A 14035-nucleotide genomic window follows, 5' to 3' on the forward strand; every position below is an offset into this window, starting at 1 on the left:
GCTCCGGCTTCCGATGAAAAACCGGCGTCTCCCGACGCCGGTTTTTTTTTACGCCTCCGCCGTCGCGCCCGCCAAGCTGCGGCTCAGCAACGCCTCGTAATCGGCGCGCGGCAAGGGCTTGCTGAACAGATAGCCCTGCGCGCAGTTGCAGCCCTGCTCCAACAGGAAACGCCGCTGCGCCTCCTCTTCCACCCCCTCCGCCACCACATCCAGCCCCAAGCTGCGGGCGATGGAAATGATGGCGCTGGTGATGGCGGCGTCGTCGCCGTCGCAATGCAGATCGTCGATGAAGGAGCGGTCTATCTTCAGCCCGCGCACCGGCAAGCGCTTCAGATAGGACAGCGACGAATAGCCGGTGCCGAAGTCGTCGATGGACAGATACATGCCCAGCTTCTGCAGCCGGAACAGCGTGTCCACCATGCCGCCGGCGTCCTCCATCACCACGCTCTCGGTGATTTCCAGCTCCAGCGCGCCGCTGTCCAGGCCATGGCGGGCCAGCGTCTGCTCCAGCTCGGCGACGAAATCGCCGTGCTTGAGCTGTCGGCCGGACACATTCACCGCCAGGCGGCCCGGCGCCAGGCCGGCATCGCGCCAGCGGCGGGCGTCGGCGCAGGCCGTCTCCAGCACCCAGGCGCCGATCTGCGCGATCAGCGCGCTCTCCTCGGCGATGGGAATGAAACGGTCCGGCGGCACCAGGCCCAGCTCGGGATGCCGCCAGCGCAGCAGCGCCTCCGCGCCCACCAGCTCGCCGCTGTCCAGCGCCACCTTGGGTTGGTACCACAGCTCCAGCTCCTGCTGCGCCAACGCGCGGTGCAGGCTGTATTCCAGCTTCAGCCGCTCCAGCGCGCGCGCGTTCATGTCCGGAGTGTAGAACTGGAAGCCATTCTTGCCGCCGTCCTTGGCGCGGTACATCGCGGTGTCGGCATGCACCAGCAAGGTATCGGCGTCGCGGCCGTCCAGCGGGAACATGCTGATGCCGATGCTGGCGGAGATGAACATCTGCTGGCCGGCCACGCCGGACAGCTCGGTGACCGCGTCCAGCATCGCCTGCGCCCGCGCGGCCACCTGGGCTTCGCCAGCCGCGCCTTCCAGCAGCAGCGTGAATTCGTCGCCGCCCAGCCTGGCCACGGTTTCGGCAGGCAGCAGCCGCGACTGCAGCTGCCGCGCGATGTGGATCAGCAACTGGTCGCCGGCGTAATGGCCCAGGGTGTCGTTGACCAGCTTGAAGCGGTCCAGGTCGATGAACAGCAACGCCAGCTGTTGTCCGGCCGCGCCGGCGCGGTCCACCGCGCCCTGCAGCCGCTCCAGGAACAGCGTGCGGTTGGGCAGGCTGGTCAGCGCGTCGTGGTTGGCCAGGAAATGCAGCCGCTCCTCGGCCTGCTTGCGCTGGGTGATGTCGGAGAATACCGCCACGTAGTGCAGGCATTCGCCGTTGGCGTCGCGGATCGCGGTGATGCTCAGGTGCTCGGTGTACAGCAGGCCGCCCTTGCGGCGGTTCACCACCTCGCCCTGCCAGCGGCCGTAGCGCAGCAGGCTGCTCCACAGCTGCTGGTAGAACTCCGGCGGTTGCTTGCCGGATTTCAGCAAGGCCGGCGTGTTGCCCAGCGCCTCCTCGCGGCTGTAGCCGGTGATGCGGGCGAAGGCGGGATTCACCGACTGGATCACGCCGTTGCGGTCGGTGATGATGATGCCTTCCATCGTCGACTCGAACACCTTGTCGGCCAGCAGCAGGCTGTGGCGCGACTGCTGCAAGGCCTCGTCGCGCTGGCGCAGCGCCTCGTTCAGCTCGTGCAGGTATTCGTGCTCGATGCCCTGCACGATGTCGTCGAAGCCGAGCAACCGCAGCAACCTGCCGTCGTCGCCGAACACCGCCAGGTGGCGGATATTGTGCTGCTGCAGCAAACGCCGGGCCTGCAGCAGGCTGGCGAACTCCGGCACGCCGATCAGCGGCTGGCGGCAGCCTTCGCCCAGGGTGGCCGGTAGCTGGTCCGACGCCAGCCAGCGCAGCACGTCGCGCTGGGTGACGATGCCATGCCCGCCGTCCTCCAGCGCCACCGCCAATGCCGACAAGCCCTGCTCGCGCATCCGCTCCATCGCCTCGCGCGGCGTCGCCGCGGCCGGCAGCGACCACGCCGGCGGTCCGGGCAGGTCGCGGATGCGCTTGACCAGCAGGAAGGACTCCAGCCCCTGGTTGCGGACGATATCGGTCAGGGTGACGATGCCCAGCGGCTGGCCATGCTTCCACACCAGCGCGTGGCGCAGCTGGCGGCGGCGGAAGGCCTCCACCGCGTCCGGCAACGGCATGTCGTGCGGCAGGCTGGCCAGCTGCGCGCTGACCGCCTGGCCAACGGGCAGGTCCGGATCTCGGCGCCCCAGCGATGCCTCCAGCGCATCGGATTCGGTCCACAGGCCCAGCACCTCCCCTTTTTCGTCGCGCACGACGATGGAGCTGCAGGCGGCGGCCATCATCCGGCTGGCGGCTTCCCGAATGGGCAGGGACGGGAGGCAGCACAAGAGATCGCAAGAGGCGATGCCGGCCAGGGTTTGAGTCGGATAGGACATTGACAAACATGGCCTCGTCATAAGCTGACGGCCATTATACCGTTAACCCTCTTGTCACAAGGGCCGTAATATCAAAAATTCTATCCCACGCGAAATAAAAAAGCGCCGGATCGAAATCCGACGCTTTGTCTTGTCCGCGCGGCGCGCGTCAGCGGCGCTCGCCCCACAGATCGTGCTCGCTGCAATCGACGATTTCCACTTGGTAGAACTCGCCCGGCTGCATGCCGGCCGCGTCCTCGACAAAGACCAGTCCGTCGATTTCCGGCGCGTCCGCGTAGCTGCGGCAAACCGCGGTGCCCTCGTCGTCGATCTCGTCCACCAGCACTTTCAGGGTCTGGCCGACGCGGCGCTCCAGGCGGCGGGCGCTGATCTCGGCCTGCACTTCCATGAAGCGCTCCTTGCGGGCTTCCTTCACATCCTCCGGCACCGGGTTCGGCAACTCGTTGGCGGTGGCGCCTTCCACCGGGGAATAAGTGAAACAGCCGACACGGTCCAACTCCGCCTCGCGGATGAACGCCAGCAGCTCTTCGAAGTCTTCCTCGGTCTCGCCGGGGAAGCCGACGATGAAAGTGGAGCGGATCACCAGCTCCGGGCAGATTTCGCGCCACTTCTTGATGCGCGCCAACACGTTGTCGCTGTTGGCCGGCCGCTTCATCAGCTTCAGCACTTTCTGGCTGGCGTGCTGGAACGGAATGTCGAGATACGGCAGGATCTTGCCGTCGCGCATCAACGGGATCACCTCGTCCACGTGCGGATACGGGTAGACATAGTGCAGGCGCACCCAGATGCCGTGGCGGCCCAGCTCCTCGCACAGCTCGGTCATGCGGGTCTTGACTGGACGGCCGTCGTGGAAGCCCAGCTTGTACTTGGTGTCCACGCCGTAAGCCGAGGTGTCCTGCGAGATCACCAGGATCTCTTTGACGCCGGCTTTCGCCAGGCTCTCGGCCTCGCGCAGCACGTCGTGGATGGGGCGGCTTTCCAGATCGCCGCGCATCGACGGGATGATGCAGAAGGTGCAACGATGGTTGCAGCCCTCGGAAATCTTCAGGTAGGCGTAATGCTTGGGCGTCAGGCGCACGCCGATGTCCGGCACCAGGTCGACAAAGGGGTCGTGCGGCTTGGGCAGGTGGGTATGCACCGCCGTCATCACTTCTTCCGTGGCATGCGGGCCGGTCACGGCCAAGACCGACGGATGCGCATCGCGCACCACATCGCCCTTGGCCCCCAGACAGCCGGTGACGATCACTTTGCCGTTTTCGTTCAGCGCTTCGCCGATGGCGCCCAGCGATTCCTCGACGGCGGAGTCGATGAAGCCGCAGGTGTTCACCACCACCAGGTCAGCCCCGTCATAGGAAGGAGCGATTTCATAGCCTTCGGCGCGAAGGCGGGTCAGGATCTGCTCGGAATCGCTCGCGGCCTTGGGACAACCAAGGGAGACGAAGCCGACGCGGGGAGTCTTGTTCATGTTCAACGTCTTGGGCGGAAACAAAATCGCGCGATTATACAACGGTTTGTCTAACAATACCCATTTGGTTTAAACGGAAAGGCGCGGAACGACGCAGCAAGCCTCGAACGCTCCTTTTCATGCATCTCTCCCCAAGCATCCCGCCATGATTCACGCGCCGCCAATTGCGGCGATATCGCCTCCCACTCCAGAACTCGCGCGCCGCGCGCCGGTCACACCGCTGTCGCGTCAACGCCCGCCGATTTCCATTTTCCCCTCGCCATTCATTAGGAAACCCAAATGCCGTCCCCTGCCGTCAATCTCAAACTGCGCCCGCTGGAACGGGACGATCTGGCCTTCGTCCACGAGATGAACAACAACGCCAACATCATGCGCTATTGGTTCGAGGAGCCGTACGAGGCCTTTGTCGAACTGGTGGACCTGTACGACAAGCATATCCACGATCAGAACGAACGCCGTTTCGTGGTCGAGGACGGCGCGCGCAAGGTGGGCTTGGTCGAGCTGGTGGAGATCGATCACATCCATCGCCGCGCCGAGTTCCAGATCATCATCCACCCGGAACACCAGGGGCGCGGCTACGCCAGCCAGGCAACCCGGCTGGCGATGCGCTACGCGTTCGCCGTGCTCAACCTGTACAAGCTGTACCTGATCGTCGACAAGGAAAACGCCAAAGCGATACACGTTTACCAGAAGCTGGGCTTCCAGCCGGAAGGCGAACTGATAGACGAGTTCTTCGTCAATGGCCGTTACCGCAGCGCGCTGCGGATGTGCCTGTTTCAGGCCGCGTTTCTGAAAACGGCAGTCGAGGGCTGAGCGAATCCGGCCAGTCTCGGCCGGACTCGCCCCGCTCCCGTCAGCGCGTCGGCAAGCTCCAGCTCTGATTGGCGGTGCCGCCGCATTGCAGCAGGCTGACCGGCTGTCCGGAACGGTTGGCGCTCAGGCACAGGCCGCTCTTGGCGCTGCGTATCGCGCTGCCGCTGCGCGTCCAAGCGGATGTCCCGCTGCAGCTGCGGATGTCGACGCCGCTGCCATGCTCTTCCAGGCAGTAGTTGTCCTTCAGCTGCAGCGAGCCATCCTTCGCATGCACCCAGGCCTGATTGCCGCCGCCGTGGCACCCATAAGTGATCGCCGCCGCGCCCTCGCTCGCGCCGCCGCTGGCGTCCAGGCACTGGCCGCCATTGGCGATCGGCCCTCGGGTGCTGTTGCCGATGCCGTTTTCCTGCGCGCTGCTCTGGCCGTAGGCCGTGACCTTGGAAAAGGCCGGGCAGGCGTCGCTGACCGAGGTGCCGCTGATGCTGGCCGGCACCAGCCTGCCGGCGACGAAGCCGTACGGCACGCCGAATGTCGCCTTGCTATAGGGCTGCCCCAGGCAAGTGGCGCGGTTGCTGTTCCACTCGAAGTATTCGGCCCAGTTGACCATATTGTGCGGCGAGATCTTGCTCGCCGCGGTCTTGATGCTGCCCAGCTTGAACGACGCGCCGCTGGTCTGATCGGTGACGGTCACCCCCAGCCAGCCGCCAGGCTCGTAAGCGACGTGGAAGCGGTAGCTGTGCCCCTGCGTCCAGTCCACGTGGATGCGGCAGCTGCGGCCGGTGCCTTCGCCGGAGAAAGTGGTGCAGTAACTGCCGGCGCTGCCCGCTTTGGCGTCGGTGGTGTCCCAAGCGGAAAACAGGAAGGTGCGCTTGCCGCCGCCATTGCTCTGCATGCCGGTATAAGCGCCGGACGTGCCGACCAGATCGAACTGGTTGGCCCAGTACACATTGGCGGAATAGCCTGGATCGCGGTCCACCGTGATGGTGAAGTCGACGGCGTCCATGCCCGCCGACGCGGCGGCGGGGAAGCGGTAGTTGGTATAAGTGCCCGGGGTCTTGCCCAAAGCATGGGCCAGAGGGGAAAGCGAAAGCAGCAACAGCAGGGGAAGCGTGGTTTTGGCGCGCATCGCGGTCATCCTTCATGAGATTGACGAAAAACACGCGCAAGCGATGCCACTCGCCTGCGCATGGCGATGGCTTTATGAATATCCAAAATAGAGCAATTGATCAATATGAATTAATTACAAATACCATTTAAATACCATCATGATTTGTTTCGAATCAATCGTAACGCCTAGCGTTTTCGCGCGCAGGCGAAGTCGCCCCACACCGGGCAGCCGGACTCGTCCCTGACCGGCATCCGCGTTCTTTCCAGCACTTCCCAACCTTGTTGCAGCAAGCGGTCCAGATAACGGACATGGTGGCGGTAGCGGCCGCTGTGATGCAACCGGAAATCGCCGGCCTCGCCGTCGTCCAGGCTTTCGGTGCAGAACAGCAGCAAGCAGCCAGGCATCGCCCGCGCCGCCAGCAGGGTGAACAGCTCGTCCAGCTCGCCCAGATAAGGCAACGTGTCCATGCAGACGATCAGCTGGTAAGTGCTGCCGGCCGCCCGGAGAAAGTCACGCAGCTCCAGCTCGTCCAAGCTGTCGTATATTCCCTTGGCGCTGGCCCGCTCCAGCATGCCGGCGCTCAGGTCCACGCCATCGAGCCGACTGGCGTAAGGTCTGACCGCCTCGCCGACCAGGCCGGTGCCGCACCCCAGGTCCAACGCGGGCAACGAATGCGCCGCGATGCCCAGCCGGGACAGGCAAGCCGCCGTCCACTGCGGACCCTGATAACGCAGGCGCGCCAGATCCTGATCGAAGCTGGCCGCCGCGGCGTCGAAGGCGCTGCCGACGTATTCGGCGTCGCAGGCGGCCGGCGCCTCTCCCCCGCCGAACGCCGCCAGCATGTGCCGGGCCACCGGGCTGTCGCCCCGCTCCCGCAGCCAATCCTGAGCCAGCGCTCTCGCCTCCTCATGCCGCCCCAGCTCGCACAAGGCCTGTCCCACCGCGATCGGCGCCATCGCCCCGGGCGGCTCGGCCAGCACGCCCAAGGCATTACAACGCCGGGCCTCGCCGTGGCGCCCCAGCCGCAGCAGCATGCCGGTCAGCAGATGGAAGGCGTCCGGGCAATGCTGGTTCAGCGACACCGCATGGCACAACGCCTGCTCGGCCTCGGCATCCCGGCCGGCCCGCATCAGCTGCGCGCCCAGATTGGTCCAGTAAAAATAGCGGGCCGGGTCGAGCCGGACGGCTTTGCTCAATGCGCTCACCGCCTCTTGGTCCAGCCCCATCCGCGCGCGCGCCAGCCCCAGATTGAAATGCCACTCGGCATGGCCGCCATCCGACGCCACCGCCCGCTCCAGCAAGGGCAGCGCTTCATCCACGCGGTCCCGCTGCATCAGCAGGAAGCCCAGCCAATGCCCGGCGGCGGCGCCCTGAGCCTCGTCGTCCAGCAGATCGCGGTAGGCGGATTCCGCCGCCTCCGCGTCGCCGGACAGGTGCAGCCGCTGCGCTCGCCGCAGGCGCTCGTCTTCAACCGTCATGTTCGCTTTCCCCGGCCGTCAAAACACAGGCAAAAAAACAAGGCCGGGGCGTTTCCGTCCCCGGCCCTGCATGATCCCTGCCGGCTTTCGCCGCTCAGGATTTGTCCTTGTCCTCCGAGCCCGGATAGCCCGGAAAACCGAATCCGCCGAACAGCTGCTTGGTCTGCTCCTGCATGCGGTTTTGCATCTCCAGGAACATGCCGGTGCTCTGCTCCATGTAGTTGGCCATCATGTTCTGGATGGCAGGACCCTGCAGCTTCATGAACTCGCCCCACATGGTGGTATTCAGCATCGCATTGTCGCCGTACATCGCGCGGGTCTGCTCCTGCATTTTTTGCTGCAGCTGCGAAAACAGCTGGAGGTTCTTCTCCAGGAAAGGTCCCATCATGCCCTGCATCGCCTGACCGTAGTAGCGGATGAACTGAGTCAGCACCTCATAGCTGAACATCGGCATGCCGCCGTTTTCCTCTTCCAGAATGATCTGCAGCAGCACGCTGCGGGTGATGTCTTCCTGAGTCTTGGCGTCCACCACTTGGATGTCGACATTGTCCAGAACCAGCTGCTTGACATCACCCAAGGTGATGTAGGAACTCGTGGCGGTATCGTACAGACGGCGGTTCGGGTACTTCTTGATGACCCGTTTCTCAACACTCATTTATCGCTCCTGGTTTATCTTCGTGGTGTTGTGCGCTGGCAATCTAACATAAATACAACAAACTAGAGCAAATCTTCTACCACCCCTCTGCCCCTTGTGCTACATTTACGCGTCATTGTGCGGCGCACAATACCACTTCAACGGAACACAGTCGGACCCCATTTTCCACGCAATGGAGGTTTTACACCATGTCCTACAACAACGAACAGCTGAACAAGCTCTCGCTGACCGGTCTCGAGTCCACGCTGCGCTTCGCCCAGATCACTCTGGACAGCACGGAACGCCTGGTCAAACTGCAACTGGAAGCGTCCAAACAGTCGCTGGAGGACCACACCAAGGCCGCCAGGCAACTGACCGAGTTCAAGGACTCCCAGGAAGCGATCAACCACCTGAACAAACTGGCCACCCAGTCCATCGACAAGCTCGTCAACCATTCGCGCAATCTGTACGAAGTGGTCTCCGGCGCGCAAAGCGAGCTGAGCAAGCTGGTTGAGGAAAGCGTCGGCCTGTTCAACAAATCGTTGATCAGCTCGATCGAATCCGTGGCCAAGAACGCGCCCGCCGGCTCCGACGCCACGCTGAACGCGGTGAAAACCTCGGTGGCCGCCGCCGCCGCCGCAGTCAACACCTTCAGCAAGGCAGCCCAGCAAGTGGCCGAGTTCACCGACAGCAGCGTCAAGGCCGCCACCAGCGCCACCGCGGACGCGGTGAAAAACTCCGCCAAGCGCGCCACTGTCTGAGAGGCCCGCGCCCGTCGCCGCAACCCCGCCTTCACGGCGGGGTTTTCGCATTAACGGATGCGCGCGCCACGCTGCGGCGGTACAATCCCGTTTTACCAGATTGAGCAAGCACGACAGGTTCCCCCGCATGAAAATCAGCAGCAACTTCGACGCCGGCAGCATCGAGATCGTCTCCGCCGACAGCCTTGAAGACATCCAACTGCGCATTCGCCGCGACAACGCGGCCGACTTCGCGCAGTGGTTCTACTTCCGCGTGCAAGGTGCTGCCTATCAACACTGCACCTTCCGCTTCCTCAACGCTGCCGAGTGCGCGTACCCGCAAGGCTGGGTAGACTACCAGGCCATGGCCTCCTACGACCGCGTCAACTGGTTCCGCGTGCCCACCCATTATGAAGACGGCGTGATGGTGATCGAGCACGTTCCGCTGTCGGGCAGCATCTACTACGCCTACTTCGAGCCCTACACCTACGACCAGCACCTGAACCTGATCGGCCAGGCCCAGGGTTCCGGCCTGTGCCAGGTATCCGACCTCGGCTCCACCGTGCAGGGCCGCGACATGAACCTGCTGACCATCGGCCACGAGGTGGAGTCGGACCTGAAGATCTGGATCACCGCGCGCCAGCATCCTGGCGAGACCATGGCCGAATGGTTCGTCGAGGGCTTCCTCAACCGCCTGCTCGATCCTCAGGACCCGACCAGCCGCGCGCTGCTGGACCGCGCCACCTTCTACGTGGTCCCCAACATGAACCCGGATGGCTCGGTGCTGGGCAATCTGCGCACCAACGCCGCCGGCGCCAACCTGAACCGCGAATGGGCGAACCCCAGCGCGGAAACCAGCCCGGAAGTGCTGGCGGTGCGCCAAAAGATGCTGGAAACCGGCGTCGACCTGTTCCTCGACATCCACGGCGACGAGAACATCCCCTATGTGTTCCTGGCCGGCACCGAAGGCGTGCCGTCGTGGAATGCCCAGCTGGAAACACTCGCGGACAGCTTCCGCCATCACTTCCTGCTGGCCAGCCCCGATTTCCAGACCGAGCACGGCTACCCGCGCAACGAGGCCGGCAAAGCCAATATGAGCATCGCCACCAACTGGGTATGCGAACAGTTCGGTTGCCTAGCCTTCACGCTGGAAATGCCGTTCAAGGACAACCATAACCTGCCCGATGACGATTTCGGCTGGAACGGCCAACGCAGCCTGCGACTGGGCGAGTCCGCGCTCAGCCCGATCTACGCGGTGCTCAATGATCTTGCCCGCGGCGAGTAAGCCGCTTTCGGCATGAAAAAAGCCGGCAATCGCCGGCTTTTTTCATGCTTTGTCCCGCTCACATCGCCACGGGCAGCTTGTCCAGCGTCTTCACCAGCTCCACCTCGGCCATGCACCAATCGCTGCCCTTTTCCAGCACCTTGCCCAGCGCGATCTGAAAATGCTTGCCCCTGGCAGTCATGTAAAACTGCTTGCCCAGCATGTACAGCGACAAGGGCAAAATCAACGCGTTGACCACCTTGCCCGCGCGCCGGTATGGCATGAACAGGCTGATGTGGCCGGCCAGCCAGACTTGGTCCGGAGGCAGCGTGGGATCGATCAGGCGGGTATCAGTCGGTCGCAGCGACGCCGCCAATGGCCGCGTGCTGAGCGTTTCCACCCCGAGATAGATGCGCTCCCGGCCTGTGCGCTTGACCCGGCGAATGATGCCCAGGCTCCAGCCCTCCTGCTCAGGCTCGCGAAAGCCGATCAGGCTGCCCAGGCTGACCCACTCGTTCCCCATCACATCCAGCGACACGCCCAAACCCGTCTGGCTGACGTTCTCCAGCGACCAGCGCTGAAAATCCTGGGGCAGCGCCGCTTCCGCGGTCTCTCCGGACAACGACAGCGAACTGGTGGCGGGCAACGGCGACAGCGTCTTGTCCCGCTTGCGGCTAGTGACGAAGCCATAGATGCGGATATTGGCGGCATCCTCGTAGCTGTCCTTGTCCACGCCGCGCTGACTCTGCATCTGCTCTTCGTCCGGCCTGCGGATCAGCTTGTGCAGCAGATGCAGGCGATGCGCAACCTCCACCTGCCGGTCGCTGACCGCCACCCGCTCCGCGCGCTCGAACAGCACCGGCTTGGCCGCCCACTCCCGAGTCAGGGTGCGCAACAAGGAAGCGTCAATGCCTGGCTCGATCAGGCGTTTCAATTCGGGGGGAATGCGCCCCCCTTCCATCATGATCGCCCAACCATGCAGAATCTCCACCAGCTCCGCCGTATTCCAGTAACGCATCCATTCTCCGCCCTCCCCCTTCACCCGCGCGGCAGGCTTGGGATCGGCCAGGGATACGCAAAAGCTGGCATCGGCGAAATACGATTGACTGATGGTTATCCGGTTGCTGAGCAAGGCCAGCAGCTCATAGGAGAAATTAATCTGCCTGGCATTGAGATTGCCATTACTGAGCACCGACATCATATGCAGCGCCAGATACTGATCCTGCGCCGTGGTTGCGGCGTTTTTCTCGCCAAACAGGAATACCGGCCGGCTATCCCAGCCGCGCTGCTCGGCAAAGCGGTATAGCTGATTCACATTCAGCCAAAATACTTCATCTGGCTGATAGTTTCTTACATACTGCCATTTAGCATATTCAGTAAGGTAATAGGACATTCGCGCCAGAACCAGCGGCAAATGCTCCTGCACCTTTACGCCATTAGAATTATCAGGCTGGACTGGCAATGCATATTGGTAAAAATCGGTAAACTGCTTGCCATAATTCAGGATCTGCGCGCGCAACTGCGCTTCCAGCACCTTGGGCATGCGGGCATTCATCAGATATTGCACGCATAGCGTATCGTGCAGCGGCTGCGTCTCCTCATTCAAAACCAGCACCGCTTCCAACTGATCCGCGGACAGCTCCAAAGAAGGCGAGTTCAAACCCGCCAGCAATTCGGTCACCTTGTCGTGCGCCCCGGCGCCGAACTCTTGTTTCAGTTTTTCCGCATAGGCTTTCGCCGACGATGCGTTGGCCAAGGGATCTTGCTTGCCCTTGGATCCCCTTGCGAAGAAATCCAGCATGCTCTTGTCCAGTATCGTTTAGACCCCGCGCCAAGCAATGTTCCGCCTACGCAGGCTGCCATCACTATTTATAGCAAGCAGCGATGCTCGCCGCTGCCGGGCAAGAAAGACGAGTAGAAAAAAAAAGCGCCGAGTCGGCGCTTTCTTTATATGAATCCAAGCTTAGATAGCCAGGGCTTCCAGTTTCTTGCCGCTGTCGATCCAGGCTTGCACCCAAGCCGGCTTGCGGCCACGGCCAGTCCACGTCAGGTTGCTGTCGCTGGGGTGGCGATACTTGGCTTCCACCGGCTTGCGCACTGCGACGGCCTTGCTCAACACGTCTTCCACGCTCAAGCCATAGGCGCGGGCCAGTTCGATAATCTGCTTTTTGGCCTTGGACTTTTCTTCCACTTCGCGACGCTTGATTTCGTTTTCTACGTCAGCCTTCAGTGCGACCAGCGCGGTGAATTCCAGCTTGGACAGATCCATGACATGTTCCCTTGATTATTGGTTTAGCGATTTACAGGATGTAATGTAGCTAATCGAAATGGCGCAAGTCAAGGATTAAAAAGAAAATGGATTACCCATTATTCTGTCACGGATTCGATTGCATACGGCAATTCCAGCCGACGCAGCGCAATAGTATGTTCTTCATCGGCAAATATGCCAGCCTCCCACGTCTGCGATTGCGCCACGGCCAAGCCCAGATAAGCGGAATCGTTCAACTGACATACCGCCGCCAGCATGCCTATAGACTGATCCGGCAATTGCGGACTATAAAGCTTGGCCCCAACCGGCAAGACGGTATCAAATGACACCATGAACATTCTGCGCTTCATCTTGCCCAGATACTGGCTTCGCGCGACGATTTCCTGGCCCGGGTAGCACCCCTTCTTGAAGTTGACCGCGCCAATCAATTCCATATTCGCCATTTGCGGCACAAACTGTTCCTGCGTCGCCTGCGCCACCCAGGCGATTCCAGCCTGAATATCCCGCAATGCCCATGCTTGCGTCAGCACCGGCAGCAAGCCTTCCGTGCCAGCGATATCCTCCCCGAGTCCGCTATCATCTTTCAGCGCCAGCAGATAGCCGCCATTCGGCAAGACCACCAAAGCGGCTTCAGATCGCGCTTCCACCTGCAATTTTCCCAGCGAGCCCAAGCTAGGGAAATGTTTTTGCAACGCCTCCCTGGCCAAAATGCCGGACATCCCCAATAACGACCAATCTCGATCCAGCGTCACCTTCACCTTGGAACGCAACACAAACATGGCGAGTCTTTTGGCAACGGCTTCGGCGATATCCGCGGAAACCATCAGGCAATAAGCGCCTTCATGCTGCCAGATCAGAAAACTCGCCAGCATGCGCCCCTTCGCGGTGGAATAGGTGCTGTACTGCGCGCTGCCCGGCGTCACATCGCGAATATCATTCGACAACTGCCCCTGCAAAAACGCGGCGGCATCCTCGCCCTCCACCCGGATCAACACGAAGTTTTCCAGCGGAGCCAATATCGAACCGTTTTCCACGGCTGCCACCTGCTCCAGATGGGACGCCAACGGCGCCTGGCCATTTTCGCTGCGAACCACGCCCTTTTGTCTCAACCATTCATCCCAAAATGCATTCATGTTCTGTCGACTCCGCATTGATTTCGATAGCCGATCTTACCGCCAACGACCATCCCATCGCCAGCGGCCTCCGGCATGACCAATGAAATATCATTGCATAACAAACACCTAAGATACCCTCTCCCAGCCCGCCCATCCGCCGCCGTATTTTTTACCGCGGCAGGCATTGACAAGGCCGACGGGCTCCGTATATAGTTCGCCCTCACTCAATTCCCTGATAGCTCAGTTGGTAGAGCGACGGACTGTTAATCCGCAGGTCGCAGGTTCGAGCCCTGCTCGGGGAGCCACCGCTTCTGTGGCTCAAATTCGAGTGCATTTGTTCCCTGATAGCTCAGTTGGTAGAGCGACGGACTGTTAATCCGCAGGTCGCAGGTTCGAGCCCTGCTCGGGGAGCCACACCGCCTCACGGCACCCAATTCAAAGTTTTGTTCCCTGATAGCTCAGTTGGTAGAGCGACGGACTGTTAATCCGCAGGTCGCAGGTTCGAGCCCTGCTCGGGGAGCCAGAATACATAAGCCGCAGCTCACGCTGCGGCTTTTTCGTTTCGCGTTTCCCTTTTACAATCGTCT

11 protein-coding genes and 3 tRNA genes are annotated in these 14035 nt (G+C 62.0%); 6 read left to right on the forward strand and 8 right to left on the reverse strand.

The window, feature by feature from the left end:
• Positions 1-48: 48 nt before the first annotated feature.
• Positions 49-2562: an EAL domain-containing protein gene (locus tag ACX17K_RS17600; RefSeq protein WP_493775799.1), complete on the reverse strand. Its 2514-nt coding sequence runs from the start codon at positions 2560-2562 to the stop codon at positions 49-51.
• Positions 2563-2710: 148 nt separating this feature from the next.
• A complete protein-coding gene (gene rimO, locus ACX17K_RS17605) occupies positions 2711-4027 on the reverse strand; it encodes a 30S ribosomal protein S12 methylthiotransferase RimO (protein ID WP_493775800.1) in 1317 nt (438 codons plus the stop codon).
• Positions 4028-4306: 279 nt separating this feature from the next.
• On the opposite strand from rimO, the gene speG reads away from it, so the two are divergent.
• Positions 4307-4840, forward strand: a complete 534-nt coding sequence (gene speG, locus ACX17K_RS17610; protein WP_493775801.1) for a spermidine N1-acetyltransferase — start codon at positions 4307-4309, stop codon at positions 4838-4840.
• 40 nt (positions 4841-4880) lie between these two features.
• Here speG and ACX17K_RS17615 read toward each other — a convergent pair whose 3' ends face one another.
• The 3 genes from ACX17K_RS17615 to phaR form a co-directional block, all read right to left on the reverse strand.
• Positions 4881-5966: an RICIN domain-containing protein gene (locus ACX17K_RS17615; RefSeq protein WP_493775802.1), complete on the reverse strand. Its 1086-nt coding sequence runs from the start codon at positions 5964-5966 to the stop codon at positions 4881-4883.
• A gap of 167 nt (positions 5967-6133) precedes the next feature.
• A complete protein-coding gene (locus ACX17K_RS17620; RefSeq protein WP_493775803.1) occupies positions 6134-7426 on the reverse strand; it encodes a class I SAM-dependent DNA methyltransferase in 1293 nt (430 codons plus the stop codon).
• 94 nt (positions 7427-7520) lie between these two features.
• Positions 7521-8081, reverse strand: a complete 561-nt coding sequence (gene phaR, locus ACX17K_RS17625; RefSeq protein WP_021477065.1) for a polyhydroxyalkanoate synthesis repressor PhaR — start codon at positions 8079-8081, stop codon at positions 7521-7523.
• Between the two features lie 188 nt (positions 8082-8269).
• Between phaR and ACX17K_RS17630 the strand changes: the two genes are divergently transcribed.
• Both ACX17K_RS17630 and ACX17K_RS17635 read left to right on the forward strand, forming a co-directional pair.
• Positions 8270-8821, forward strand: coding sequence for a phasin family protein (locus ACX17K_RS17630; protein WP_493775804.1), 552 nt, complete (start codon positions 8270-8272; stop codon positions 8819-8821).
• 127 nt (positions 8822-8948) lie between these two features.
• Positions 8949-10085 carry a M14 family metallopeptidase gene (locus ACX17K_RS17635; protein ID WP_493775805.1) on the forward strand — a complete coding sequence of 379 codons (1137 nt, stop codon included), beginning with the start codon at positions 8949-8951 and terminating at the stop codon, positions 10083-10085.
• Positions 10086-10143: 58 nt separating this feature from the next.
• Here the strand turns inward: ACX17K_RS17635 and ACX17K_RS17640 are convergent, their stop codons facing one another.
• The 3 genes from ACX17K_RS17640 to ygfZ all read right to left on the reverse strand — a co-directional run bounded on the left by ACX17K_RS17640 (position 10144) and on the right by ygfZ (position 13466).
• A complete protein-coding gene (locus ACX17K_RS17640) occupies positions 10144-11865 on the reverse strand; it encodes a cyclic-di-GMP receptor FimW-related protein (protein ID WP_493775806.1) in 1722 nt (573 codons plus the stop codon).
• A 162-nt stretch (positions 11866-12027) separates the two neighbouring features.
• Positions 12028-12333, reverse strand: coding sequence for an H-NS histone family protein (locus ACX17K_RS17645; protein WP_021477061.1), 306 nt, complete (start codon positions 12331-12333; stop codon positions 12028-12030).
• Between the two features lie 98 nt (positions 12334-12431).
• Positions 12432-13466, reverse strand: coding sequence for a CAF17-like 4Fe-4S cluster assembly/insertion protein YgfZ (gene ygfZ, locus ACX17K_RS17650; protein WP_493775807.1), 1035 nt, complete (start codon positions 13464-13466; stop codon positions 12432-12434).
• Positions 13467-13677: 211 nt separating this feature from the next.
• On the opposite strand from ygfZ, the gene ACX17K_RS17655 reads away from it, so the two are divergent.
• The 3 genes from ACX17K_RS17655 to ACX17K_RS17665 all read left to right on the forward strand — a co-directional run bounded on the left by ACX17K_RS17655 (position 13678) and on the right by ACX17K_RS17665 (position 13971).
• A tRNA-Asn gene (locus tag ACX17K_RS17655) sits at positions 13678-13753 on the forward strand.
• A gap of 33 nt (positions 13754-13786) precedes the next feature.
• Positions 13787-13862: transfer RNA gene (locus ACX17K_RS17660), tRNA-Asn, on the forward strand.
• Between the two features lie 33 nt (positions 13863-13895).
• Positions 13896-13971, forward strand: a tRNA-Asn gene (locus ACX17K_RS17665).
• Positions 13972-14035 lie beyond the last annotated feature (64 nt).

Source organism: Chromobacterium sp. INPA-IVC, assembly GCF_059047085.1.

What these genes read in the sequence shown, in the direction of transcription:
- ygfZ (WP_493775807.1), bottom strand. Translation starts at nt 13,466, where the DNA reads ATGAATGCATTTTGGGATGAATGGTTGAGACAAAAGGGCGTGGTTCGC.
- ACX17K_RS17600 (WP_493775799.1), bottom strand. Translation starts at nt 2,562, where the DNA reads ATGTCCTATCCGACTCAAACCCTGGCCGGCATCGCCTCTTGCGATCTC.
- ACX17K_RS17635 (WP_493775805.1), top strand. Translation starts at nt 8,949, where the DNA reads ATGAAAATCAGCAGCAACTTCGACGCCGGCAGCATCGAGATCGTCTCC.
- ACX17K_RS17630 (WP_493775804.1), top strand. Translation starts at nt 8,270, where the DNA reads ATGTCCTACAACAACGAACAGCTGAACAAGCTCTCGCTGACCGGTCTC.
- ACX17K_RS17620 (WP_493775803.1), bottom strand. Translation starts at nt 7,426, where the DNA reads ATGACGGTTGAAGACGAGCGCCTGCGGCGAGCGCAGCGGCTGCACCTG.
- phaR (WP_021477065.1), bottom strand. Translation starts at nt 8,081, where the DNA reads ATGAGTGTTGAGAAACGGGTCATCAAGAAGTACCCGAACCGCCGTCTG.
- ACX17K_RS17645 (WP_021477061.1), bottom strand. Translation starts at nt 12,333, where the DNA reads ATGGATCTGTCCAAGCTGGAATTCACCGCGCTGGTCGCACTGAAGGCT.
- rimO (WP_493775800.1), bottom strand. Translation starts at nt 4,027, where the DNA reads ATGAACAAGACTCCCCGCGTCGGCTTCGTCTCCCTTGGTTGTCCCAAG.
- ACX17K_RS17615 (WP_493775802.1), bottom strand. Translation starts at nt 5,966, where the DNA reads ATGCGCGCCAAAACCACGCTTCCCCTGCTGTTGCTGCTTTCGCTTTCC.
- ACX17K_RS17640 (WP_493775806.1), bottom strand. Translation starts at nt 11,865, where the DNA reads ATGCTGGATTTCTTCGCAAGGGGATCCAAGGGCAAGCAAGATCCCTTG.
- speG (WP_493775801.1), top strand. Translation starts at nt 4,307, where the DNA reads ATGCCGTCCCCTGCCGTCAATCTCAAACTGCGCCCGCTGGAACGGGAC.